Here is a 22,505-nt window from a genome sequence, read left to right as displayed (position 1 = left end):
ACCGCCGATGTCTCGCAAAATCGAACTGCTCGATCGGCGCCGCGCGCGCGTCCGGCGGGCGATCCGCAAGGCGGCCAATGGTCGTCCGCGGCTCTCGGTGTTCCGCTCCTCGAAGCAGATCTACGTCCAGGTCATCGACGACGCCACGGGTCACACCCTGGCGGCGGCGTCGAGCCTCGACAAGGACCTGCGTGCCCGCCTCAAGACCGGCGCCGACAAGGCCGCCGCGACCGAGGTCGGCAAGCTGGTGGCGGAGCGGGCGAAGGCGGCCGGCGTGAGCCAGGTCATCTTCGACCGGTCGGGCTACCTCTATCACGGCCGGGTCAAGGCCCTGGCCGACGCGGCCCGCGAGGGCGGCCTGGACTTCTGATCCGACGAGAGGGGAGGGCGCGTCGCGCGCCGTCCCGCCCGGATCGGCACGATGTCCCATGAGGCGAGGGGGCCGTCTGGCTCCCTCTCTCATTCCGGCGGATCGAAACACAGCGAGCGGGACCGCCGCCCGCGTCAGTCGAACGGACAACACACATGGCACGTGAGCGTGAAGGTCGTCGCCGCGACGACCGCGAGGAGCGCGACAGCGAGTTCGTGGACAAGCTCGTCCACATCAACCGCGTCGCCAAGGTGGTGAAGGGCGGCCGTCGCTTCGGCTTCGCGGCCCTCGTCGTCGTCGGCGACCAGAAGGGTCGCGTCGGTTTCGGTCACGGCAAGGCCCGTGAGGTTCCCGAGGCCATCCGCAAGGCGACGGAAGCCGCCAAGCGCGGTCTCGTCCGCGTGGCGCTCCGCGAGGGCCGCACGCTGCACCACGACGTGCAGGGCCGTCACGGCGCCGGCAAGGTCATCCTGCGCGCGGCGCCTGCCGGTACCGGCATCATCGCCGGCGGCCCGATGCGCGCCGTCTTCGAGACTTTGGGCATGCAGGACGTCGTGGCGAAGTCGCTCGGCTCCTCGAACCCCTACAACCTCGTGCGCGCCACCTTCGACGCGCTCAAGAACGAGGATTCGCCCCGTTCGGTCGCGGCGCGCCGCGGTCTCAAGGTGTCGGCCCTGCAGGCCCGTCGTCGCGATGCCGACTCGGCCGCCTCGGCCGATTCCGCCGACGCGGCGTAAGGGAGGCACGAGATGGCTGAGAAGACCGTCCGCGTGCAGCAGATCGGCTCGCCGATCCGCCGCGAGGCCAGCCAGCGTCAGACGCTGATCGGCCTGAAGCTGAACAAGATGCACCGCATCGCCACGCTCGAGGACACCCCGTCTGTCCGCGGCATGATCGCGAAGGTGCATCACCTCGTGCGCGTTCTCGACGACGCGGCGTGAGGAGGGCACGATGAAGCTCAACGAAATCCGTGACAACGAAGGCGCAACCAAGAAGCGGATGCGCGTCGGCCGTGGTATCGGCTCCGGCAAGGGCAAGACCGCCGGCCGCGGCGTGAAGGGCCAGAAGGCGCGCTCCGGCGTCGCCATCAAGGGCTTCGAGGGCGGCCAGATGCCGCTGCACCGCCGCCTGCCGAAGCGTGGGTTCAACAACCCGGGCGCGACCGACCTCAACGAGGTCAATATCGGCCGCATCCAGCAGGCCGTCGATGCCGGCAAGCTCGACGCCTCGGCTCCGGTGACCGTCGAGGCGCTGATCGCCGCCGGCGTGGTCTCGAAGGCCCGCGACGGCGTCAAGATCCTCGGCGTCGGCGAGCTCACCGCCAAGCTGACCTTCCAGGTCTCTCGCGCGTCCAAGTCGGCCGTCGAGGCGATCGAGAAGGCCGGCGGCTCGGTGACCCAGTCGCTCGCCACGGCCGACGAGGCTGTTGCGTCGGCGTAAGCCACACTTTAAGTCACCGATCATCGGCGGCGGCCCGTGCGACCAGCGCGAGGCCGCCGCTCGTGTTTTGGGGGATGGTCTTGCATCCCTGACCGCGACGCCGCGGATCCCGACCCGAGGACACGTCACCCATGGCCTCTGCAGCCGAGCAGCTCGCCGCCAACCTCAACTTCGGCGCCATCGCCAAGGCCGAAGAGCTCAAGAAGCGGATCTGGTTCACCCTTGGCGCCCTGATCGTCTACCGGCTCGGGACCTACATCCCGCTGCCCGGCATCGATCCCGACGCGCTGCGCCAGAGCTTCGCAAACGCGCAGGGCGGCGTGCTCGGGCTGTTCAACATGTTCTCCGGCGGTGCCGTCGAGCGCATGGCGATCTTCGCCCTCAACATCATGCCGTACATCTCGGCATCGATCATCGTGCAGCTGCTCACCTCGGTGGTGCCGTCGCTCGAGGCGCTGAAGAAGGAGGGCGAGTCCGGCCGCAAGGTCCTCAACCAGTACACCCGCTACCTCACGGTGGTGCTCGCGATCTTCCAGGCCTGGGGCATCGCGGTCGGCCTGCAGAGCTCCGGCGGCATCGTCCAGGATCCCGGGCCGTTCTTCCTGGTCTCCACCGTCATCACGCTGACCGGCGGCACGCTGTTCCTGATGTGGATCGGCGAGCAGATCACGTCGCGCGGCATCGGCAACGGCTCCTCGCTCATCATCTTCGCGGGCATCGTCGCGCACCTGCCCTCGGCGATCGCCGGCACCCTCGAGCTCGGCCGCCAGGGCGCGCTCTCCACCGTGGTGATCCTCGGCGTCGTGGTGATGGCCGCGGCCGTCGTCTACTTCATCGTGTTCATGGAGCGTGCCCAGCGCCGGCTCCTGATCAACTACCCGAAGCGCCAGGTCGGCAACCGGATGTACGAGGGCCAGACCTCGTTCCTGCCGCTCAAGCTCAACACGTCGGGCGTGATCCCGCCGATCTTCGCCTCGTCGCTGCTGCTGCTGCCGGCCACCGCCGCCAGCTTCCAGACCGATCCGAACGGCACCGGCATCATCGCCACCATGGCGACCTATCTCGGCCATGGCCGGCCGCTCTACATGCTGCTCTACGCAGCGCTGATCATCTTCTTCGCCTTCTTCTATACCGCCGTGGTGTTCAATCCGCAGGAGACCGCGGACAACCTGAAGAAGCATGGCGGCTTCATCCCGGGCATTCGCCCGGGCGAGCGCACCGCCGAGTTCATCGACAAGGTCCTGTCGCGCATCACCGTGATCGGCGCGGCCTACCTCACGGTGATCTGCCTGATCCCGGAGATCCTGGTCTCCTACGCCTCGCTGCCGTTCTATTTCGGCGGGACGTCGCTGCTGATCGTGGTCTCGGTGACCATGGACACGGTGGCGCAGGTCCACGGCCATCTGCTGGCGCACCAGTACGAGGGCCTGGTGAAGAAGGCGAAGCTGCGCGGCGCCCGCCGGCGCTGAGCCACACGGGCGGACCGGGTGCAGCCGGTCCGGCCTCCGACCTTGCGCCACGGCGCAGCCTTAGCGCATGGTCGGATTCCGGCGGCTCACGGTCACGGGTTATAACAAGCAGAGAGGCCGCACCCCGGGAGGAAGGATCCCGCGCGGGAGCGGTGGAGGGGAGTGACAGGTTATGCGGATCATTCTGCTCGGCCCGCCCGGCGCCGGGAAGGGGACGCAATCGGCGCGGATCGTCGAGCGGTTCGGAATCCCGCAGCTCTCGACCGGCGACATGCTGCGCGCGGCGGTGGCCGCCGGCACGCCGGTCGGCCTCAAGGCCAAGGCCCTGATGGAGAGCGGTGGCCTGGTCTCCGACGACATCGTGATCGGCATCGTCGCCGACAGGATCGAGGAGGCGGATGCCCGCCGCGGCTTCATCCTCGACGGCTTCCCGCGCACCGTGGCCCAGGCCGTCGCCCTCGAGACGATGCTGGCCGACAAGGGTCTGCGCCTCGACGCGGTGGTGGAGTTCAAGGTCGATGAGAACGCGCTCGTCGGCCGGATCGCCAAGCGTGCGGCCGAGACCGAGGCCCGCGGCGAGCCCGTGCGCAAGGACGACACGCCCGAGGTGTTCAAGACCCGGCTGGAGGCCTACCGCACCCAGACCGCGCCGCTCTCGGCGCATTATGCCGGGACCGGCCTGCTGCGCCAGGTCGACGGCATGGCGCCGATCGACGAGGTGACGAAGCAGCTCGAAGGCGTGCTGGCCCCGTACCAGGCTGCGACGGTCTGAGGTCGCGTCTCTGTTGACAAGCGGATGCGCCCGCGCTAGTGGGCGCTCCTTCGTTCAGACCCGGACGGCCCGGCGTGCCTCTCTGGAGGCCGCTCCGGGCCGATTTGCCGTCGGGACGGCGCGCAGGGGCCGGGCTCCACCGGACGCGCGTGAGACCGTGAAGAACACCCGTTCGGGCCTTTCGGCCGCGGACGTGATGGAGAGCAGGAACACCATGGCCCGTATCGCCGGCGTCAACATCCCGACCAACAAGCGCGTCGTCATCGCGCTGCAGTACATCCACGGCATCGGCGCCAAGAAGGCCGAGGAGATCACCGAGAAGGTCGGCATCCCGGCCGAGCGCCGCGTGAACCAGCTCACCGACGCCGAGGTGCTGCAGATCCGCGAGACGATCGACCGCGACTACATCGTCGAGGGCGACCTGCGTCGCGAAGTCTCGATGAACATCAAGCGCCTGATGGATCTCGGCTGCTACCGTGGCCTGCGCCACCGCCGCAACCTGCCGGTCCGCGGCCAGCGCACCCACACCAACGCCCGCACCCGCAAGGGCAAGGCGAAGCCGATCGCCGGCAAGAAGAAGTAAGCCGCGCGCTCGCACGAGATCGGCGGGGTCGGTTCTCCGGTCCCGCCCGACACCGGCGGCGCTCCGGCGCCGTCATCGTACACCGTGAGACACGTCCCGAGCGCCTGGCACCACGGGCGCGCCTGAAGGATCGAAAGACAGAATGGCCAAGGAAGCAACCCGCGTCCGTCGTCGCGAACGCAAGAACATCGTGTCGGGCGTCGCCCACGTGAACGCCTCGTTCAACAACACGATGATCACCATCACGGACGCCCAGGGCAACACGATCTCGTGGTCGTCGGCCGGCGCCATGGGCTTCAAGGGCTCCCGCAAGTCGACCCCGTACGCCGCCCAGGTCGCGGCCGAGGATGCCGGCCGCAAGGCCGCCGAGCACGGCATGCGCACCCTCGAGGTCGAGGTCTCGGGCCCCGGTTCGGGCCGCGAGTCGGCTCTGCGCGCGCTCCAGGCGGCGGGTTTCACGGTGACGTCGATCCGCGACGTGACCCCGATCCCGCATAACGGCTGCCGCCCGCGCAAGCGTCGCCGCGTCTGATCATCCACCATGTCCCGGGGGGCGCGCCTGCGTCCCCCGGCCGACGGCCCGCGTAGAGGATTGCGTGTCGACATCCCTCACCGCCACGTTCGCCGGACCCGGCGTCCTGCCCTGGACGCTGGGTGATCGCGTTGTGGTTGCCCTCAACGACGGCCACCTCGTGGCGTCGCTCGGGCTGGTCCAGGGCCTGCCCGCCGGCGAGGCGGAGCGCCTGCAACGGGATGGATATCGCAGCGTCGAGGCTCCGCGGATCACCGTCAACGCCTTCCTGATCCTCGGGGGCGGGGCTCCGGTGCTGGTCGATGCCGGCATGGGGGCCGGCGGTCCCGGCACCCTCGGGCATCTGCCGAAGGCGCTGCGGGCCTGCGGCCTGACGCCGGACGAGATCGGTACGGTGCTGGTCACCCACCTGCATTCCGATCACATCGGCGGGCTGGTCGGGTCCGACGGCACAGCCGCCTACCCCAACGCCGAGGTGGTGATCCCGGAGGCCGAGGCCGCCTACTGGCTCGCCGAGGGTGCCGAGGCGCGGGCTCCGGAGGGCGCGAAGCCGGGATTCCGGCGCGCGCGCGTGCTCACGGAGATTTACGGCGACCGGATCCGCCGGGCGCGCGAGGGCGAGGTGCTGCCGGGAATCGAGGCGATCCTGGCGCCCGGGCATACGCCCGGCCACACCGCCTACCGGCTCCAGTCCGGCGCCCGGAGCCTGCTGATCTGGGGCGACGTGGTCCACCTGCCGGCGATCCAGTTCGCGAAGGCGGAGGCCGGCGTCTCCTTCGACGTGGACGGCGCGATGGCCGCCGCCACGCGCAAGCGCATCCTCGACCAGGCCGCCGCCGAGCGCAGCTTGGTCGCCGGGATGCATCTCGATTTTCCGGCCCTCGGCTCGGTCCGGCGCGACGGCGCCGGCTTCGCCTGGGTCCCGGAGCAGTGGAGCGCGGCGTCCTGACCGCCCCTGCTTCGACCGTGTGAGAGGTCAGGACGGCGGTGTCTCCCGGGCGCGGGAGGGATCGCGAGGGGAGGGCCCTTTCGGGGGCTGCCCCGGTGTAAGTTGGCGAGAGGTGCGAACGTGGTCATTCAGAAGAACTGGCAAGAGCTGATCAAGCCGAACAAGCTCGAGGTCACCCCCGGGCACGACCCGAAGCGGATCGCCACCGTGGTGGCCGAGCCGCTGGAGCGCGGCTTCGGCACCACCCTCGGCAACTCCCTGCGCCGCGTGCTCCTCTCGTCGCTCCAGGGCGCCGCCGTCACCTCCGTGCATATCGACGGCGTGCTGCACGAGTTCTCGTCGATTCCGGGCGTGCGCGAGGACGTCACCGACATCGTCCTCAACATCAAGACCATCGCGATCCGCTCGTCGAGCGATACGCCGAAGCGCATGACCCTGCGCAAGACCGGCCCGGGCCTGGTCACCGCCGGCGACATTGCCACGATCGGCGACGTCCAGATCCTGAACCCCGATCTGGTGCTGTGCACGCTCGACGACGGCGCCGAGATCCGCATGGAGTTCACCGTGTCGGCCGGCAAGGGCTACGTCCCGGCCGAGCGCAACCGGCCCGAGGACGCGCCGATCGGCCTGATCCCGGTCGACGCGCTGTTCTCGCCGGTCACCAAGGTGTCCTACCGCATCGAGAACACCCGCGAGGGCCAGGATCTCGACAAGGACAAGCTGACCATGACGGTCGAGACCAACGGTGCGGTCTCGCCCGAGGATGCGCTGGCCTACGCCGCCCGCATCATCCAGGACCAGCTCCAGATCTTCGTCAACTTCGAGGAGCCCCGCAAGGAAGAGGCCGCGCCGCTGGCGCCGCAGCTGCCCTTCAACCCGGCCCTGCTCAAGAAGGTTGACGAGCTCGAGCTGTCGGTCCGCTCGGCCAACTGCCTCAAGAACGACAACATCGTCTATATCGGCGACCTCATCCAGAAGACCGAGGCGGAGATGCTGCGCACTCCGAACTTCGGCCGCAAGTCGCTCAACGAGATCAAGGAAGTGCTCGCCGCGATGGGCCTGCACCTCGGCATGGACGTTCCCGGCTGGCCGCCGGAGAACATCGAGGATCTCGCCAAGCGCTTCGAAGAGCACTACTGAGCCGGGCTCGCGGCGCGGGGATCGCTCCCCGCGCCGCCACTCGCGATGCGCCCTGATCCATGGCGCATCGCGAGTGGCGGTGATCCGCCCTCGCACCACAAAGGACGGCCGACCCGTGGCACGGCGGCCGAGAACCAAAGGAGAGAGCCATGCGTCACGGTTTCCGGGGTCGTCGCTTCAACCGCACCGTCGAGCATCGCAAGGCGATGTTCTCGAACATGTCGGCCGCGCTGATCAAGCACGAGCAGATCATCACCACCCTGCCGAAGGCCAAGGACCTGCGTCCGGTCGTCGAGAAGCTGATCACCCTCGGCAAGCGCGGCGACCTGCACGCCCGCCGCCAGGCGATCGCGGCGCTCCGCGGCGACGAGGTGATGGTCAAGAAGCTGTTCGACGTGCTCGGGCCCCGCTACGAGAGCCGGCCGGGCGGTTACTGCCGCATCATGAAGGCCGGCTTCCGCTATGGCGACAACGCCCCGATGGCAGTGATCGAGTTCGTCGACCGCGACGTCGACGCCCGCGGCAAGGATTCCGGCCCGGTCCAGGTCGCCGACGAGACCCCCGCCGAGTAAGATCGCGATCCATCCGATTGCCCTTGGAGGCGGCCCGCGAGGGCCGCCTTTTTTGTTCGGAACCGGGCGGGCCCCGGCACGATCTCCCTTCGGCATCCGCCAGACATTCAGGGAGACCCGTTTGATGTCCAAGCTGACCGTGCCGGCCCTCGCCGCCCTGTTTCTCGCCGGCAGCGCCGCCGGCGCGCTGGCCGACAAGGTCGGCGCCGACTGGATGCCGATCGGCCAGGTGATCCAGAAGGTCGAGGCCGCCGGCTATACCCAGATCTCCGAGATCGAGGCCGATGATGGCCATTGGGAGGGTGAGGGAATGAAGGACGGCAAGCCGATGAAGTTCAAGGCCGATCCGCGCACCGGCGCCATCCTGTCGGAGAAGGCCGGCAAGTAGGCGGCCTCGCCCCGGCAGCCTCGGCGGGAATCCGGTCTGTCGCGCGGGAAGGCCCTGGATTCCGGGCGGCGGGAGGCGCAAAGGAGACGCGCTTTTCCGTCCACCAGCGAAACCCTTCCCATGACCGCGATTCCCGCCCTCGCCGATCTCCAGGCCCGCTACGCCGCCCTGCAGGAGCGCGGCCTCAAGCTCGACATGACCCGCGGCAAGCCGGCCCCGGAGCAGCTCGACCTGTCGGAGGGCCTGCTGACCCTGCCGGGCAACCGCGACCACCGCACCGAGGCCGGTGAGGATGCCCGCAATTACGGGGGCGTGCAGGGGCTGGCCGAGGTGCGGGCGCTGTTCGCCCCGGTGCTCGGCGCGTCTGCCGACCGGATCGCGGTCGGCAACAATTCGAGCCTCGCGCTCATGCACGATTGCATCGCCTACGCCCTGCTCAAGGGCGTGCCCGGCGGGGCCCGGCCGTGGGTGAAGGAGGAGGAGATCCGCTTCCTCTGCCCGGTGCCCGGCTACGACCGCCACTTCGCCCTGTGCGAGACCTACGGCATCGGCATGATCCCGGTGCCGATGACCGCCGACGGCCCGGACATGGACGTGGTCGAGCGCGAGGTCCGCGATCCCCGGGTGAAGGGGATGTGGGCGGTGCCGCAATACTCGAACCCCGGCGGCGAGACCTATTCCGACGCCACCGTCGAGCGGCTGGCCCGGATGGAGGCCGGCGCGCCGGACTTCCGGCTGTTCTGGGACAATGCCTACGCGCTGCACCACCTGACCGAGCGCCGGCCGAGCCTCCGCAACGTGCTCGACGCCTGCCCTGATGCCGGACACCCGGACCGGGCGATCGTCTTCGCCTCGACCTCGAAGGTGACGCTGGCCGGCTCGGGCCTCGCGATGCTGGCCTCGTCGGAGGCGAATATCCGCTGGTACCTCGCCAATGCCGGCAAGCGCAGCATCGGCCCGGACAAGGTCAACCAGCTGCGTCACGTCCGCTTCCTGCGCGACCAGGGCGGGCTCGACGCGCTGATGGACGAGCATCGCCGGCTGCTGGCGCCGAAGTTCCGGGCGGTGACCGAGACCCTGTCGCGCCATCTCGGCGGCACCGGTGTGGCGCGCTGGAGCGAGCCGGAGGGCGGCTACTTCATCCTGCTCGAAGTGCCGGAGGGCTGCGCCACCCGCGTGGTCAAGCTCGCCGCGGCCTGTGGGCTCGCGCTCACCCCGGCCGGCGCCACTCACCCCTACGGCCGCGACCCGCAGGACCGCCTGCTGCGCCTCGCCCCGTCCTACCCGAAGCCGTCCGAGGTCGAGGCGGCGGCCGAGGTGGTGGCGGTCTGCGTGCTGCTGGCGGCGGCGGAGAGCCGGGAGAATGGCGGCGCCGGGACGGTGGCGGCGTAAAGCCCGCTCTGCGATCGGGAATCGCCCGCGTGTCGAACGGCGCGCGAGTCCCGGGTGATCGAGGCGGAGCCAGGGGCGGCGCGGGATTCGGTGTCCCCTGCGAGGAGCCGCGATTCCGCGGCGATGCCGTGACCTTGCCTCATGCGCGCTGAGCGGCCGACACCCGCCTCGTCATTCCAGGGCCGCGAAGCCGGGACCGGCATCATTCCCGGCGCGGCTGCGACGCCCTGGAATGACCCATGGAGGACGTGAATACCGCCCGCTCGACCGGTTCTCGCGTCGCGTCAACGCTCGGGCGCGTCTCCGCATCGCATGAACCGCATCATGACGCGCGGCACCTCCGGATCGTCCGAAACCAGCGTCGCCTGCTCGGCCATGGCCTGGGCGATGAGTAGGGGGCCGAACGGATCCTGCCGGCCCGGCCCGGGCGGCAGCTTGCGCAGCATCCGAAGGTGTTCGGGGCGCAGGTCGAGCCAGGTGCAGCCCCCGCCCTCGACCGCCTGGAGGATGTCGCGGATCTCGGCCTCCAGGGTGCCGAGACGGATCGCCTGCGTGATCTCGAAGAGCGAGACCGCGCTGACCAGCACGACGTGGCGGGGATCGGCGATCCGCGCGCGAGCCTTGTCCCCGAGACGGGGATCGTCGCTGAGCCACCAGAGCAGGGCAGGGGTGCCGAGGAGCAGCTTCACGCGCGCTCGTCCCCGGCCGCTCCCCCCAACAGGCGGATCCTGCCTTTGAGCGCCCCTGGCCGGCGGCGCGGCGGCTCCGGGATCGAGGGCGGGTGGATCTCGGCGATCACCCGTCCATGCGAGGTGACGGCGAAGGATCGGCCCTGTCGAGCCTCGCCGAGATACGCCTCCATCCGTGCCCGAAAGGCGCGCCGGCCGATCCGCCGCGGCTGGGCCTCGCCCCTGTCCTGATCGGCCAAACCGTCGCCCTCCGCTGCGTCACCGACGCCCTCTACACGAGGCCATCGGCGCTGTCAGGCGGCTCCCGTCTCATACCCTCGCGCCTTGCATCGACACGTCGATGCCACGGCGTCCGGCGCATCGGCGCCGGTGCCCGTTCGGACTTGCCTTGCGCCGTCGAACTGATCCGTTCGACGGCGCGGCGGGATCAGTGGACCGCGGCGCCGGCCGGCGCTGGCGCGCCGTGCTCCGCCGGCACCGGGACCGCGGCCGGACGCCGGCGGGAGAACAGCAGGATCAGCACCGGCAGGATGATCAGGATCAGGAGCGGCGCCAGGCTCATGCCGCCGACCACCACCAGGGCGAGCGGCTTCTGGACCTGCGAGCCGACGCCTTGCGAGAAGGCGGCGGGCAGCAGGCCGACGCCGGCGACGACGCAGGTCATCACCACCGGGCGCATCTGGGTGTAGCAGGTCTTCAGCATCGCCTCGGCCCGCGCCTCGCCGCGGGCGAGCAGGGCGTTGTAGTGGGTGAGGACGATGATGCCGTCCATCACGGCGATGCCGAGAAGGGCAATGAAGCCGATCGCCGCCGAGACCGAGAACGGCGTCTCGGTGACGGCGAGCGCCACGATGCCGCCGGCCACCGCCATTGGGATCACGCTGAGCGCCAGCAGCGTGTCGACGAGCGAGCCGAAATTGACGAAGAGCAGCACCGCGATCAGCAGGATCGCCAGCGGCACGGTGACCGAGAGGCGGGCCAGCGCCCCCTGCATGTTGTTGAACTCGCCCACCAGCTCGAGCCGATAGTCGGGCGGCAGCTTCACCTCCTGCGCGACCCGCTCGCGGGCCTCGATGATGGTGCTGCCGAGGTCGCGGTCGCGCACGCTGAACTTGACCGGCAGGTAGCGCTCCTGGCCCTCGCGGTAGATGTAGGCCGGGCCGGACACCACCTCGACGTCGGCGACGGCGCTCAACGGGATCTGGACGTTCACCCCGTTCTGGTTCTGCCCCGCGATGCGCAATTCGCGGATGGCGCGGACGCTCTGGCGGTACTGCGAGGCGAGGCGCACGACGATCGGGTAGTGGCGCTCGCTGCCGGTGTCGTAGAGCTCGCCCGCCGCGTCGCCGCCGACGGCGGTGCGCACCGTGGTGTTGATGTCGCCGGGGGTGAGGCCGTAGCGGGCGGCGCGCACCCGGTCGACGTTGATCTGCACCGTCGGCTGGCCGAGCGAGGTGAAGACGCCGAGATCGGTGACGCCGGGCACCCGTTTCAGCACCGCCTCGACCTGGCGCGCCACGTCGGTGAGCGTCTGCAGGTCGGGCCCGAACACCTTGAACGAGTTCTCGCCCTTGATGCCGGAGACCGCCTCGGCGACGTTGTCCTGGAGATACTGCGACAGGTTGAACTCGACGCCCGGGAACTCGGTCCGCAGCCGCTCCAGCAGGGCGCCGGTCATCGCGTCCTTGCTCATCCCCTCGCGCCACTGCTCGGCGGGTTTGAGCGGCGCGAAGAACTCGCCGTTGAAGAAGCCGGCGGCGTCGGTGCCGTCGTCGGGGCGGCCGTGCTGCGAGACCACGCGCTCGACCTCCGGCACCTCGGCGATCACCCGGCGGATCCGGTTGACGTACAGGTTGCCCTCCTCGAGCGAGATCGTCGCCGGCATCGTGGCGCGGATCCAGAGGTTGCCCTCTTCCAGCTTCGGCAGGAATTCGAGGCCGAGGTTGCGCCCCTCCACCGCGACGCCGGCGAAGATCAGGCCGGCGACGCCGAGCGTCAGGATGCGGTGGCCGAGCGCCGCCCGGATCACCGGCCGGTAGGCCCGGTCGAGGGCCCGGACCAGGATCGTCTCGACCTCGTCGATGTGCTCCGGCAGCAGGTAGGCCGAGAGGACCGGCGTCACCGTGAAAGTGGCGATGAGGCCGCCGGCCAGCGCGTAGGCGTAGGTCTGGGCCATCGGCCCGAAGATGTTGCCCTCGACGCCCGACAGCGTGAACAGCGGCAGGAAGCCGGTGACGATGATGATGGCGGCGAAGACGATCGAGCGGCTGACATCCGAGGAGGCGAGCGAGATCAGCCCGAGCTTCCTCGGCATCCCCTTGGCGCCGGCAAGGGCATGCGGCAGCGGCGGGCCGTGGCCGGACAGGCGGCGGAAGATCGCCTCGACCATGATCACGGTGCCGTCGACGATCAGGCCGAAATCGAGCGCGCCGACCGACAGCAGGTTGGCGGATTCGCCCCGCACCACCAGGATGATGACGGCGAAGAACAGCGCGAACGGAATCGTCGCGACGACGATGATCGCGCTCCTCAGGTTGCCGAGGAACAGCCACTGCACCACCAGGATCAGCAGGATCCCGACCATCATGTTGTGCAGGACGGTGTGGGTGGTGACGGCGATGAGGTCGGCGCGGTCGTAGATGCGCTCGATCTTCACCCCCGGCGGCAGGATGCCGGCGGCCTCGATCTTCGCCACCTCGGCCTTCACCGCCTCGATCGACGGGGTCGAGCGCTCGCCGCGGCGCATCAGCACGATGCCCTGGACGATGTCGTCGTCGTCGTTCATCCCGGCGATGCCGAGCCGCGGCTGGTGGCCGATGGTGATGGTGGCGACGTCCTTCACCAGCACCGGCGCGCCGCCGGACTGCGACAGCACGGTCTCGCCGATGTCGTCGACCGAGCGGATCAGGCCGACGCCCCGCACCACCGCCGATTGGCTGCCCAGGGTGATGCGGTTGCCGCCGACATTGAGGTTGCTGTCGTTGAGGGTCTTGACCACGCCCGACAGGGTCAGGCCATGGGCCATCAGCCGGTCGAGGTCGACGCCGATCTCGAAGGTCTTGGTCTTGCCGCCCCAGCCGATCACGTCGATGACGCCCGGCACGGCGCGGAAGCGCTTGCGCAGGACCCAGTCCTGCAACGTCTTCAGGTCGAGCACGCTGTAGCCGTCCGGCGCGACGAGCTTGTAGCGGAAGATCTCGCCGATCGGGCTCACCGGCGAGATCGTCGGCTTGGCGCCGTTCGGCAGCCCGTCGAGCTGGGCGAGGCGGTTGAGGACCTGCTGCTCGGCCTCGCGGTAGCTGTTGGCGAAGCCGAATTGCAGCTTCACGTCGGACAGGCCGTAGAGCGAGACGGTGCGGACCTGCTTCAGGTCGGGGAGCCCCGAGGTGATCACCTCGATCGGCACCGTGATGTAGCGCTCGATCTCCTCGCCCGAGAGGCCCGGCGCCTGGGTGATGACGTTCACCATCGGCGGCGTCGGGTCGGGATAGGCCTCGATGTTGAGGCTCTGGAACGCCGCGAGGCCGCCGATCATCAGGGCCACGAAGGCCAGGACGACGAGGGCGCGCTGGCGCAGGGCGAGGCCGACGATGCCGGTCATGGCCGATTATCCGAAGGTTCGGGATCGAAGGGGAGGGACGAGCGTCAGCTCTGGGTCGACATCCGGTCGATGAAGAGCGAGCCGCGGGAGATCACCCGCTCGCCCTCCTTCAGGCCGTCGAGGATCTCGACGGTGGTGCCGTCGACGATGCCGGGCTTGATCGGCCGGCTCTCGACCGAGTTGTCGGGCTTGAGCACCCAGACGCTGGCCTTGTTGCCTTCCAGGATCACCGCGGCGCGGGGCACGGCATGGGACAGGCTCTCGCGCTCGTTGATGATGCGGACGCTGGCATACATCTCGGGCTTGAGCAGACCTTGGCGGTTGTCGATCTCGGCCCGCACGGTGATGCGCCGGGTCGCCGGGTCGACCGAGGTGCCGATGAAGTTGATCCGGCCCTCGAAGGTGCGGTCCGGATGGGCCGGCACGCGGAAGGCGATCTTCTCGTTCATCTCGACCTTCGCCGCGTCGGCCTCGCGCAGCTGCGCCACCAGCCAGACCTTCGACAGGTCGCCGATGGTGTAGGGCGGCTCGCCGCCCGAGCCGACATACTGCCCCGGGCCGATCTTGCGCTGGATGATGGTGCCGCTGAGCGGTGCGTTGATGGGCGTGTCGGGGTTGATCGCCGAGCCCTTCGAGAGGGCGGACATGTCCTCGTCGCGCAGGCCGAGGATGCGCAGGCGGTTGCGCACCGCCTCGAGCCCGACCTCGGCGGTGCGGTTGTCGTTGCTGGCCGATGTGAGGTCGTTCTGGGCCACCTGCAGCTCGCGCAGCGTGGTGGTGCGGGTCTCGTAGAGGTCGCGCTGCCGCTTCTCGGCGGCCTGCGCGAAGGTGAGCTGCGAGCGGCTCTTGTTGAGCACGTTGAGCGCCGCGAGATAATCGTTCTGGGCCTGCACCATCTCGTTGGCCTGGACCGAGAACAAGGGCTGGCCGCGCTTCACCTGGTCGCCGGTGCGGACGAAGATCGCGATGACCCGGCCCGGATAGGGCGAGAAGACCGGCGTCGCCATGTACTCGTCGACGCTGATCTTGCCCTCGGTGGCGATCTCCTCGAAGAACTGGCGCTTGACCACCGGCTCGCTCGTCACCGTGGCGAGCTGCGACGCCGTCAGGGTGAAGCCGCTGTTGGGCTTGCGGGCCGGCACGTCCGCGAAGGTGGCGATCGCCTCCTGGCGGTGGGCCGGGCGGAGGGCGGTGTAGGCGAAGACCGCGCCTGCGGCCACGACGGCCAGGACGACGATCTGAAGGCTCGGTCTCAGCGTCCGGGGCATCGCGTGTCACACTCTTCGTCAGGCGCGCCGCTGCCTTAAAGCGGGGACGACCGTTCGGCAATCGTGGGGCAACACTTCGCAAAACTTGCTGACGCAAGCGTGAACGACGGCGGAGGCTGGATGATTTCGGCTCTACCGTGCCGTCGGTGAGACACTTTGCCGTCCATCCCGCCCTCGATCGGGCGAATCTCCCGACGGACCTCGCGCTCTCCGCATCGTCCCGGGGCCGCACAGCGGAACCCGGGACGATGCGGGGGGATATCGACGGAAGTGCCGAGTCGGCAGGACCGAGCCGACATGCCGCGGCGATCGCCCGGCTTGCGAAACTCACCCTTCCGGCGCGAGCAGCGCCGCCACCCGGGCCGCCAGGTCGGCGGAGGGGAAGGGCTTCTCCAGCACCGAGAAATCCGCCGGGATCCGGGCCGCCTCGGCGTGGCCGGTGACGAGCAGGAACGGCAGGGCGGGCCAGCGCCGGCGCACCTCCTCGGCGAGGTCGATTCCGCTCATGCCCGGCATCGCCAGATCGGCGACCACGATGTCGAACCGCTCCGCCGCCAGCCGTTCCAGGGCCGCCTCGCCGCTCGGCACCTCGGCCTCGTCGTAGCCGAAGCCGTTGAGGAACGAGGCGGTGACGTGGCGGACCTGGGGATCGTCGTCGACCACCAGGACCCGGGCCCGGCGCGAGGCCGGGGCGGGCACCGCCTTTGCGGCGGACACGGCTTCCACCGACTCGTGCGACCGCGGCAGGTAGAGCAGGACCGTGGTGCCGCGCCCGACCTCGCTGTCGATGCGGATCGTGCCGCCGGATTGCTGGACGAGGCCGAACACCATGGCGAGGCCGAGGCCGGTGCCCTGGCCGACGCCCTTGGTGGTGAAGAACGGCTCGAACACCCGGCCGAGGATTTCCGGCGGGATGCCGGTGCCGGTGTCGCGGATCGCGGTCACCGCGTAGTCGCCGTCCTTGAGGTTCGGGTCGGTACTGCCGCTGACCCTCTCGTTGCGGGTCGAGAGCACGACGATGCCGCCTTCCGGCATCGCGTCGCGGCCATTGATGCAGAGGTTGAGGATCGCGAGTTCGAGCTGGTCGGGATCGACCTTGGCCGGCCAGAGGTCGTCGCTCAAGGCGTGCTCGACCTGCACGAAGCCGCCCAGGCTCCGCCCGAGCAGGTCGTCCATGCCGCGGATCACCGCGTTGAGGTCGACGACGCGGGCCTGGAGGTCGCGGCGGTGGCTGAAGGTGAGGAGACGCTTGGTCAGCGCCGCGCCGCGCTGCGCCGCCTGGGCGGCGTTGGTCATCAGCCGCGTCAGCCGCGCGTCGCCCGCCACCTTGGGCAGGGCGAGTTCCAGGCTGCCGAGGATCGCGGTGAGCAGGTTGTTGAAGTCGTGCGCGACGCCGCCCGCGAGGGTGCCGAGGGCCTGCATCTTGTCGGCCTGGCGCAAGCGCCCCTCGAGCAGGCGCTGCTCGGTGATGTCGCGCTCGATCACCGCCAGGTGGACGACGGCGCCGGCCTCGTCGCGGATCGGCACCCGGGTGACCTGGCTCCAGCGTTCCGCGTTCGCGCCCTGTGCCGTCTCGGCGCCCCCGACCACGATCTCGGTCGGCGCGCCGGACGCGATGGCGGCCCGGTCTGCGGCTTCGGCGGCCTCGCTCCCGGGTACGGCGAACTCGGCCTCGCGGCGGCCGAGGCAGGTCTCGACCGAGGGCGCAGCCAGGCGCGCCGCCATGCGGGCGTTCAGGCGCAGGTAGCGCCCGTCGGTGTCCTTGAAGGCGATCGCGTCGCCGGAATGATCGAGGAGGCCGCGCAGCAGGGCGCGTTCGGTGGCGAGCTCGCGGGCGAGCCGGTGGCGCTCATAGGCGCTGCGCACCGCGTTGCGCAGGAGCGACGGGTCCCACGGCTTGGTGACGTAGCCGGTGATGCCGCCGCGGTTGAGCGCCGAGACCACCGCCGAGATGTCGGCATAGCCGGTGAGCAGGATCGCCTGCGCGTCCGAGATCTCCCGGGCCTGGGCCAGCAGGGCGTCGCCGGTCAGGCCGGGCATGCGCTGGTCCGACAGGATGACGTCGATGTCGGGCTCGGAGGCGATCAGCTCCAGGGCCTCGGCCGGCCGGCTGGTGGTGAGCACCCGGTATTCGTCCTCGAGCAGATCCTCGAGGGCGACCAGAATATCCGGCTCGTCGTCGACCGCCAGGATCGTCCCGCGCACGGTTGGATACATCGCCTCGCTCGTTGCGCCCACGGTCATGCGGCCCGCCGCGGAATGCTGATCACGAAGCAGGCTCCTCCTTCAGGCGCGGATTCGACCGAGATCTGTCCGCTATGCGCCTGCACGACGCTGTAGGCAATGGCGAGACCGAGCCCGGTGCCGGATCCGACGGGCTTGGTCGTGAAGAACGGCTCGAAGATCCGTTCACGCAGGTCTTCCGGCACGCCCGGGCCGGTATCGCAGATCCGGATGACGTCGTGGTCGTCGCGGATCGCGGTCTCGATCGTGATGGTGCCGTCGCCGGGAATCGCGTCGGCGGCGTTGCCGAGGATGTTCATCACCACCTGGTTGAGCAGGGCCGGCGAGCAGCAGATCTCGGGAGCGCCGGAAAACTCCTTGCGGATCGCGATCCGGCTGCCGAGCTTGTGCTGGATCAGCGCCAGCACGTTCTCGATCGCGTCCGGCACGTTGACGGTCTGCATCTCGCCCTCGTCGAGGCGCGAGAACTTGCGCAGGTTGACGACGAGGTCCTGGATCCGCGACAGGCCCAGGCGCATCGAGCCGACCCGGTCGCGCGCCTTGTCGAGGGCGCGGCGGGAGGGCGTGCCTTCCGCCACCGAGCCGGCGACCTCGCCGATCAGCCGCTCGACCGTGCCCTGATGGGCGAGGATGAAGGCCAGCGGATTGTTGATCTCGTGGGCGATGCCGGCGACCAATTCGCCGAGCGAGGCCATCTTGGCGGCCTGGACCAGCTTGGCCTGGGTGTCCTTCAGGCGGTGATTGGCCTGTTCGAGGTCGTGGTTGGCCTGCGCCAGCGCGCCGGCGAGCGCCGCCTTCGCCTCGGCGGCGGTGGCCTCGGCCTGGGCGCGTTCGGCCGCGAGCGCGTGGCGGCGCACCTCGTCGGCGACCCGGCGGTCGTCCTCCTCCAGGAGCTTGCGGCGCACCAGCGTGCGCACCCGGATCGCCAGCAGGTCGGCATCGGCTCCCTTGGCGACCACGTCGTCGGCCCCGGCCGAGAACGCCTCGACCAGCAGGTCCTTGCTCGACGAGGCCGCCGAGCCGATGCCGACGAGGTAGAAGCCCGGCGCGCCCGCGCCGGTGGCGGCGCCCCGGAGGGTGTCGATCCGGCGGCACAGCGCGATGGCGTCGAAGCCGCTGCCCAGGAGATCGACCGTGACGCAGTCGAACCCCTCGCCCGGGGCGTCGAGGGCGGCCATCGCCTGGTCGGGTCCCTCGGCGGTGACGACCTCGTGCCCCTCCTGGGCCAGCAGCGCGGCGAGAAAGGCCCGGAAGGTGGCCGAGCCGTCGACGACCAGGATGCGGGCACGGCGGAAGCTCGCCGGGCGGCCCGGCTCGTCCGCCGGGACCGCGGCGCGCTCGCGCAACAGCGCGCGGATGCGCAGCAGCAGGAGGTCGCGGTCGGCGGATTTCGGCACGTAGGCGTCGGCGCCGCTCTCCAGGCCCTGGCGCTCGATGTCGCGGCCGCTCGCCTCGGTCAGCATCAGCACCGGCGTCGCCCGGGTGCGAAGCGCAAGCCGCATCTGCCGGGTCAGCTCGTCGCCGTTCATGCCGGGCAGGTGGTAATCCGCCACCACGAGGTCGGGCAGGCCGTGATTCATCGCGTCGAGCGCGGCTTCCGCGGTGGCGTGGCGCACCACCGCAAAGCCGCTGCGCTCCAGGAACAGGCGCAGCTGCAGCGCCTGGGTCTCGGAATCCTCGACCAGCAGGATGCGGGGCGGGCTCGCCTGTGCTGCTGAGACGGTCACGGGGACAGGCCCGGCTGGGCCGCCCGCAGGATGCGCGGGGCGATCAGGTCGAGGGGCAGCACGCTGCCGGCCGCCTTGAGGCGCACCGCCGCCGCCGGCATGCCGTAGACGACGGCCGAGCTCTCGTGCTCGGCGATGGTGGCGGCGCCCGCGAGGTGCATGTCGAGGAGGCCGGCGGCGCCGTCCTCGCCCATGCCGGTGAGGAGCACGCCGAAGCCCCGCGGCCCGGCCGAGCGGGCGACGGAGCGGAACAAGACCGTGGCGGAGGGCCGCTGCCCGCCGACCGGCGCCTCGTCGAGGAGGGTCATGAGCCCGCCGGGGCTGAGGGCGAGGTGGCGGTCGCCGGGCGCGACGTAAACGTGGCCTGCCTGAGGCCGTACGCCCTCACGGGCGAGGCCGACCGCGAGCGGCACGACGCCGTTGAGCCAGTCGGCGAAGCCCTCCATGAAGGCCGCGCCCATATGCTGGACGAGGAGCACCGGAAGCGGGAAATCCGCCGGGAGGGCGCCGAGCAGCTTGGCGAAGGCCGGTGGCCCGCCCGTGGAGGCGGCCACCGCCAGCAGGCTCGGGGCCTGGGTCGCCGGGATCGGGGCGGCCGGCCCGCGGGTCTCGTCCCGCGGCGTCGCCAATCGCTCCGACCCGATCGGCCGGCGCCGGATCACCGGCACCTGGCTCATGATCCGCAGCTGGGTGCAGATCTGGTCGGCGATCGCCTCGTAGGCGCGGTGCCCGGTGCCGACCGGCTTCTCGACCACGCTGAGCGCGCCGGCCCGCAGGGCGTTCATCGAGATCTTGAGCGAGGAATCCTCGATCGCGTCGGCGACGACCACGATCGGGGTCGGCCGCTCGGCCATGATCCGCCGGGTGGTCTCGAGTCCGTCGATGCCCGGCAGGCGGATATCCATCGAGATCACGTCGGGCTGGACCCGGTGGATCTCCCGCAGGGCCTCCTCGCCGGAATCGACCGCGGCCGCGAGGGCGAGGCGGGGATCGCGGCTGACGATGTGGGCGAGGAGCTGGCGCACCACCAGCGAATCCTCCACCAGCATGACGCGGATAGGCGGGCTCACAGCAGCTGACCGATCGTATCGAGAAGCTCGCGCTGGTCGAACTTCTGCTTGGTGAGGTAGGCGTCGGCGCCGAGATCGAGGCCGCGGCGGATGTCGGCGGGATCGCCGCGGGAGGTCATCAGGATCACCGGCAGCCGCGTCAAGCCCGGATCCGCCTTGATCGACCGGAGCAGGCCGAACCCGTCGAGGCGGGGCATCTCGACGTCGGCCACCACCACGTCCACCTCCGGGCCGTCCCGGCGCAGGCGGTCGAGGGCGTCCTGGCCGTCGACGCAGACGAAGACCCGGTAGCCATGCGCCTCCAGGATGCTCTTCTCCAGGGTCCGGGTGGTGATCGAATCGTCGACCACCAGCACCGTACGGGTGCGCTTCCGCCCTCGCTCCGGGGCGGCCGCGGGCGAGGCCGCCACCAGGCCGCCGACCCGGGCGCGGGCGCACAGGCCGTCGGGGTCGAGCACCAGGGCGGGGGTCTCGTCGGCGAGCATCACGGTGCCGGACATCAGCGCGGGATCGCCGCCGAGGGGCGGGGCCGGGCCGACGAGGAGGACCCGCACGTCGAGCAGGCGATCGACGGCCAGCGCACAGAGCGAGGGGCCGCAGCGCAGGAGCACGGCGCGGACGAGGCCGTCACGGAGGGGAAGAGGAGCGACACCGGATCCGAGGAGCGACGCGAGGGGAACGAGCGGGACGACAACGTCCCGTCCCCCCTGCTTGATCCGTGCTGCCGGCTCGCCCCCCACGGAAGCGAGGTCGCGGGGGGACAGCCGCAGCAATTGCGCGACGGCACCGCTCGGCAGGGCGAAGGTCTGGGGCGCCGCGCCGGTCGCCAGGACCGCCTCGACGAGCAGCACCGGCTGGCGCGCGGCCGAGAGCGGCACGGTGATCGTCACCTCGGTGCCGGACGGCGCGGCGGGCCGGAGGGAGGCCCGGCCGCGCAAGGACCGCGCGGCCTCCGCCACCACCGACAGGCCCATGCCGCGCCCGGCGATCCGGTCGATCGCGGCGGCCGTGGAGAAGCCCGGCGCGAAGACGAGGTCGAGGACCGCGTCCCGGTCGGGCTCGGCCCCGGGCTCCACCAGCCCCTGACGCCGTCCGGTCTCGAGGATGCGGCCGAGATCCGGGCCGCGGCCGTCGTCGCGGATCGTCACGACGAGCTGGCTGCCCTTCGAGGCGACCGACAGGGTGACGGAGAGCGCCTCCGTCTTCCCCGCCTCCCGGCGGGCCTCCGCCGGCTCGGCGCCGTGGCTGATCGTGTTGCGCAGGGCGTGCAGCACCGGATCCTTGAGGGCCTGGAGCAGGCCGCGATCGACCTGGAGGTCGAGGCCCTGGAGCCGCACCTCGACGGCGAGGCCCGCCTCGCGGGCGATCTCCCGCACCATCCGGCCGTAGCCGCCGAACACCGTCTCGGCCGGGACGAGGAGCAGGCGGTCGGCATCGTCGCGCAGGCGGCGCAACGCCGAATCGACGGCCCCGGTGCTGCGGCTCTGCACCCGGGCGAGCCCCGAGATGCCGCGGATCACGCCCCGCAGATCGTCGTCGAGGCGGCGCACCCGGTCGACGAAGCCGTCGAGGGCGATGCCCGCCGGGTCGCCGGCCTCGCGCAGGCGGCGAGCCAGCGCCACCATCTCGCCGGTGCGGCCCTGCACCGTGTCGACGCTGCGCCGCAGGGTCCGGGCCCCGGATTCGAGGCTCGCCACCGAGACCCCGATGGTCTCCTGGCCCTGGAGCACGGCGGTGAGATCGTGCACCGCCTTCGACAGGGCCTCGACCTGATCGCTGGCGATGCGCAGGTAGGAGACGGCGCCCTCCGGCGGGGGCGGGGCCGGCTCGGGCTTGGTTTCCGGCCTAGGATCCGGCTTCGGCTCCGGTGCGGGCTCGGGCTTCGGCTGGGGCTCGGGATCGGCCTGCGGGACCGCCGCGCCGGACAGGCAGGCATCGAGGGCCGCGATGGCGTCGGCCGGCGCCTCGGGCTCCGGCGTCTCCGCCAGCCCCGCGACCAGGCCCTCGATCCGGTCGAGGGCGAGATCGACCACGCGGGCGGTCGCCCGGTCGAGGCCGGCGCGGTCCTGCACCACCCGGTCGAACAGGGCCTCCAGCCGGTGGGCCACCTCCTCCACGGCCGGCAGGTCGACGGCTCGCGCCGCGCCCTTCAGGCTGTGGGCGCGGCGAAAGACGTCGTTCCAGTCCGCCGGCCGGCCCGCCTCGGCGGCGGCGAGGGCCGTCCGGATCGCCGCGAGATGCTCGCGGTGCTCGACGTCGAAGGCCGCGAGGAGGAGCTGGCGGATATCGTCCATCGGAA

At 70.8% G+C, this 22,505-nt stretch carries 20 protein-coding genes; 13 read left to right on the top strand and 7 right to left on the bottom strand.

Going from position 1 to position 22,505, the window contains the following annotated elements; all coding sequences use genetic code 11:
- The first annotated feature begins 7 nt into the window (after window positions 1-7).
- The 13 genes from rplR (at window position 8) to FF100_RS12280 (ending at window position 9,607) form a co-directional block, all read left to right on the top strand.
- On the top strand, window positions 8-370 hold the full coding sequence (gene rplR, locus FF100_RS12340; RefSeq protein WP_048450468.1) for a 50S ribosomal protein L18: 363 nt from the start codon (window positions 8-10) through the stop codon (window positions 368-370).
- Between the two features lie 155 nt (window positions 371-525).
- Complete coding sequence (rpsE, locus tag FF100_RS12335; RefSeq protein WP_048425830.1) at window positions 526-1,107, top strand: 30S ribosomal protein S5; 582 nt, start codon at window positions 526-528, stop codon at window positions 1,105-1,107.
- Window positions 1,108-1,119: 12 nt separating this feature from the next.
- Window positions 1,120-1,311, top strand: coding sequence for a 50S ribosomal protein L30 (rpmD, locus tag FF100_RS12330; RefSeq protein ID WP_048431924.1), 192 nt, complete (start codon window positions 1,120-1,122; stop codon window positions 1,309-1,311).
- A gap of 10 nt (window positions 1,312-1,321) precedes the next feature.
- Entirely contained in the window at window positions 1,322-1,810 is a 489-nt protein-coding gene (gene rplO, locus FF100_RS12325) for a 50S ribosomal protein L15 (RefSeq protein WP_139035987.1), read from the top strand.
- A 131-nt stretch (window positions 1,811-1,941) separates the two neighbouring features.
- Window positions 1,942-3,279 (top strand): preprotein translocase subunit SecY, encoded by a 1,338-nt coding sequence (gene secY / locus FF100_RS12320; RefSeq protein WP_048450470.1) that lies wholly within the window; start codon window positions 1,942-1,944, stop codon window positions 3,277-3,279.
- A 172-nt stretch (window positions 3,280-3,451) separates the two neighbouring features.
- Window positions 3,452-4,051 (top strand): adenylate kinase, encoded by a 600-nt coding sequence (locus tag FF100_RS12315; protein WP_139035986.1) that lies wholly within the window; start codon window positions 3,452-3,454, stop codon window positions 4,049-4,051.
- 214 nt (window positions 4,052-4,265) lie between these two features.
- Complete coding sequence (gene rpsM, locus FF100_RS12310) at window positions 4,266-4,634, top strand: 30S ribosomal protein S13 (RefSeq protein WP_109960465.1); 369 nt, start codon at window positions 4,266-4,268, stop codon at window positions 4,632-4,634.
- Between the two features lie 142 nt (window positions 4,635-4,776).
- The gene (rpsK, locus tag FF100_RS12305) at window positions 4,777-5,166 is read left to right on the top strand and encodes a 30S ribosomal protein S11 (RefSeq protein WP_015928609.1); all 390 of its coding nucleotides are present in this window, start codon (window positions 4,777-4,779) and stop codon (window positions 5,164-5,166) included.
- A 64-nt stretch (window positions 5,167-5,230) separates the two neighbouring features.
- Window positions 5,231-6,115: an MBL fold metallo-hydrolase gene (locus tag FF100_RS12300; RefSeq protein ID WP_139035985.1), complete on the top strand. Its 885-nt coding sequence runs from the start codon at window positions 5,231-5,233 to the stop codon at window positions 6,113-6,115.
- 102 nt (window positions 6,116-6,217) lie between these two features.
- Entirely contained in the window at window positions 6,218-7,255 is a 1,038-nt protein-coding gene (locus tag FF100_RS12295; RefSeq protein WP_425463303.1) for a DNA-directed RNA polymerase subunit alpha, read from the top strand.
- 149 nt (window positions 7,256-7,404) lie between these two features.
- The gene (gene rplQ / locus FF100_RS12290) at window positions 7,405-7,827 is read left to right on the top strand and encodes a 50S ribosomal protein L17 (protein ID WP_139035983.1); all 423 of its coding nucleotides are present in this window, start codon (window positions 7,405-7,407) and stop codon (window positions 7,825-7,827) included.
- Between the two features lie 124 nt (window positions 7,828-7,951).
- The gene (locus FF100_RS12285; protein WP_048450814.1) at window positions 7,952-8,215 is read left to right on the top strand and encodes a PepSY domain-containing protein; all 264 of its coding nucleotides are present in this window, start codon (window positions 7,952-7,954) and stop codon (window positions 8,213-8,215) included.
- A gap of 120 nt (window positions 8,216-8,335) precedes the next feature.
- The gene (locus FF100_RS12280) at window positions 8,336-9,607 is read left to right on the top strand and encodes an aspartate aminotransferase type Ic (RefSeq protein WP_139035982.1); all 1,272 of its coding nucleotides are present in this window, start codon (window positions 8,336-8,338) and stop codon (window positions 9,605-9,607) included.
- Window positions 9,608-9,891: 284 nt separating this feature from the next.
- Here the strand turns inward: FF100_RS12280 and FF100_RS12275 are convergent, their stop codons facing one another.
- From FF100_RS12275 to FF100_RS12240, 7 genes are all read right to left on the bottom strand, one after another.
- Window positions 9,892-10,296, bottom strand: a complete 405-nt coding sequence (locus tag FF100_RS12275; RefSeq protein WP_139035981.1) for a type II toxin-antitoxin system VapC family toxin — start codon at window positions 10,294-10,296, stop codon at window positions 9,892-9,894.
- A gap of 427 nt (window positions 10,297-10,723) precedes the next feature.
- Window positions 10,724-13,897, bottom strand: a complete 3,174-nt coding sequence (locus tag FF100_RS12265) for an efflux RND transporter permease subunit (RefSeq protein ID WP_139035979.1) — start codon at window positions 13,895-13,897, stop codon at window positions 10,724-10,726.
- Window positions 13,898-13,941: 44 nt separating this feature from the next.
- Window positions 13,942-15,165, bottom strand: a complete 1,224-nt coding sequence (locus FF100_RS12260; RefSeq protein ID WP_139035978.1) for an efflux RND transporter periplasmic adaptor subunit — start codon at window positions 15,163-15,165, stop codon at window positions 13,942-13,944.
- 327 nt (window positions 15,166-15,492) lie between these two features.
- The gene (locus FF100_RS12255) at window positions 15,493-17,382 is read right to left on the bottom strand and encodes a response regulator (RefSeq protein WP_171070137.1); all 1,890 of its coding nucleotides are present in this window, start codon (window positions 17,380-17,382) and stop codon (window positions 15,493-15,495) included.
- A gap of 23 nt (window positions 17,383-17,405) precedes the next feature.
- Complete coding sequence (locus FF100_RS12250) at window positions 17,406-19,136, bottom strand: response regulator (RefSeq protein WP_139035976.1); 1,731 nt, start codon at window positions 19,134-19,136, stop codon at window positions 17,406-17,408.
- The gene (gene cheB, locus FF100_RS12245) at window positions 19,133-20,185 is read right to left on the bottom strand and encodes a chemotaxis-specific protein-glutamate methyltransferase CheB (RefSeq protein WP_171070149.1); all 1,053 of its coding nucleotides are present in this window, start codon (window positions 20,183-20,185) and stop codon (window positions 19,133-19,135) included. Before cheB ends, FF100_RS12250 begins: the two co-directional genes overlap by 4 nt.
- Window positions 20,186-20,202: 17 nt before the next feature.
- Window positions 20,203-22,500: a hybrid sensor histidine kinase/response regulator gene (locus tag FF100_RS12240; protein ID WP_139035974.1), complete on the bottom strand. Its 2,298-nt coding sequence runs from the start codon at window positions 22,498-22,500 to the stop codon at window positions 20,203-20,205.
- Between the last annotated feature and the right edge of the window lie 5 nt (window positions 22,501-22,505).

This window comes from Methylobacterium terricola, from assembly GCF_006151805.1.
Classification (GTDB): Bacteria; Pseudomonadota; Alphaproteobacteria; order Rhizobiales; family Beijerinckiaceae; genus Methylobacterium; species Methylobacterium terricola.
The sequence above is the reverse complement of the archived record's forward strand: the minus strand, read 5'-3'. Positions and strand labels throughout refer to the sequence as shown.

Bases quoted from the DNA above. Each gene is read 5' to 3' on its own strand.
- rplR (WP_048450468.1), top strand. From the start codon at position 8: ATGTCTCGCAAAATCGAACTGCTCGATCGGCGCCGCGCGCGCGTCCGG.
- rpsE (WP_048425830.1), top strand. From the start codon at position 526: ATGGCACGTGAGCGTGAAGGTCGTCGCCGCGACGACCGCGAGGAGCGC.
- rpmD (WP_048431924.1), top strand. From the start codon at position 1,120: ATGGCTGAGAAGACCGTCCGCGTGCAGCAGATCGGCTCGCCGATCCGC.
- rplO (WP_139035987.1), top strand. From the start codon at position 1,322: ATGAAGCTCAACGAAATCCGTGACAACGAAGGCGCAACCAAGAAGCGG.
- secY (WP_048450470.1), top strand. From the start codon at position 1,942: ATGGCCTCTGCAGCCGAGCAGCTCGCCGCCAACCTCAACTTCGGCGCC.
- FF100_RS12315 (WP_139035986.1), top strand. From the start codon at position 3,452: ATGCGGATCATTCTGCTCGGCCCGCCCGGCGCCGGGAAGGGGACGCAA.
- rpsM (WP_109960465.1), top strand. From the start codon at position 4,266: ATGGCCCGTATCGCCGGCGTCAACATCCCGACCAACAAGCGCGTCGTC.
- rpsK (WP_015928609.1), top strand. From the start codon at position 4,777: ATGGCCAAGGAAGCAACCCGCGTCCGTCGTCGCGAACGCAAGAACATC.
- rplQ (WP_139035983.1), top strand. From the start codon at position 7,405: ATGCGTCACGGTTTCCGGGGTCGTCGCTTCAACCGCACCGTCGAGCAT.
- FF100_RS12285 (WP_048450814.1), top strand. From the start codon at position 7,952: ATGTCCAAGCTGACCGTGCCGGCCCTCGCCGCCCTGTTTCTCGCCGGC.
- FF100_RS12280 (WP_139035982.1), top strand. From the start codon at position 8,336: ATGACCGCGATTCCCGCCCTCGCCGATCTCCAGGCCCGCTACGCCGCC.
- FF100_RS12265 (WP_139035979.1), bottom strand. From the start codon at position 13,897: ATGACCGGCATCGTCGGCCTCGCCCTGCGCCAGCGCGCCCTCGTCGTC.
- FF100_RS12260 (WP_139035978.1), bottom strand. From the start codon at position 15,165: ATGCCCCGGACGCTGAGACCGAGCCTTCAGATCGTCGTCCTGGCCGTC.
- FF100_RS12255 (WP_171070137.1), bottom strand. From the start codon at position 17,382: ATGTATCCAACCGTGCGCGGGACGATCCTGGCGGTCGACGACGAGCCG.
- cheB (WP_171070149.1), bottom strand. From the start codon at position 20,185: ATGCTGGTGGAGGATTCGCTGGTGGTGCGCCAGCTCCTCGCCCACATC.
- FF100_RS12240 (WP_139035974.1), bottom strand. From the start codon at position 22,500: ATGGACGATATCCGCCAGCTCCTCCTCGCGGCCTTCGACGTCGAGCAC.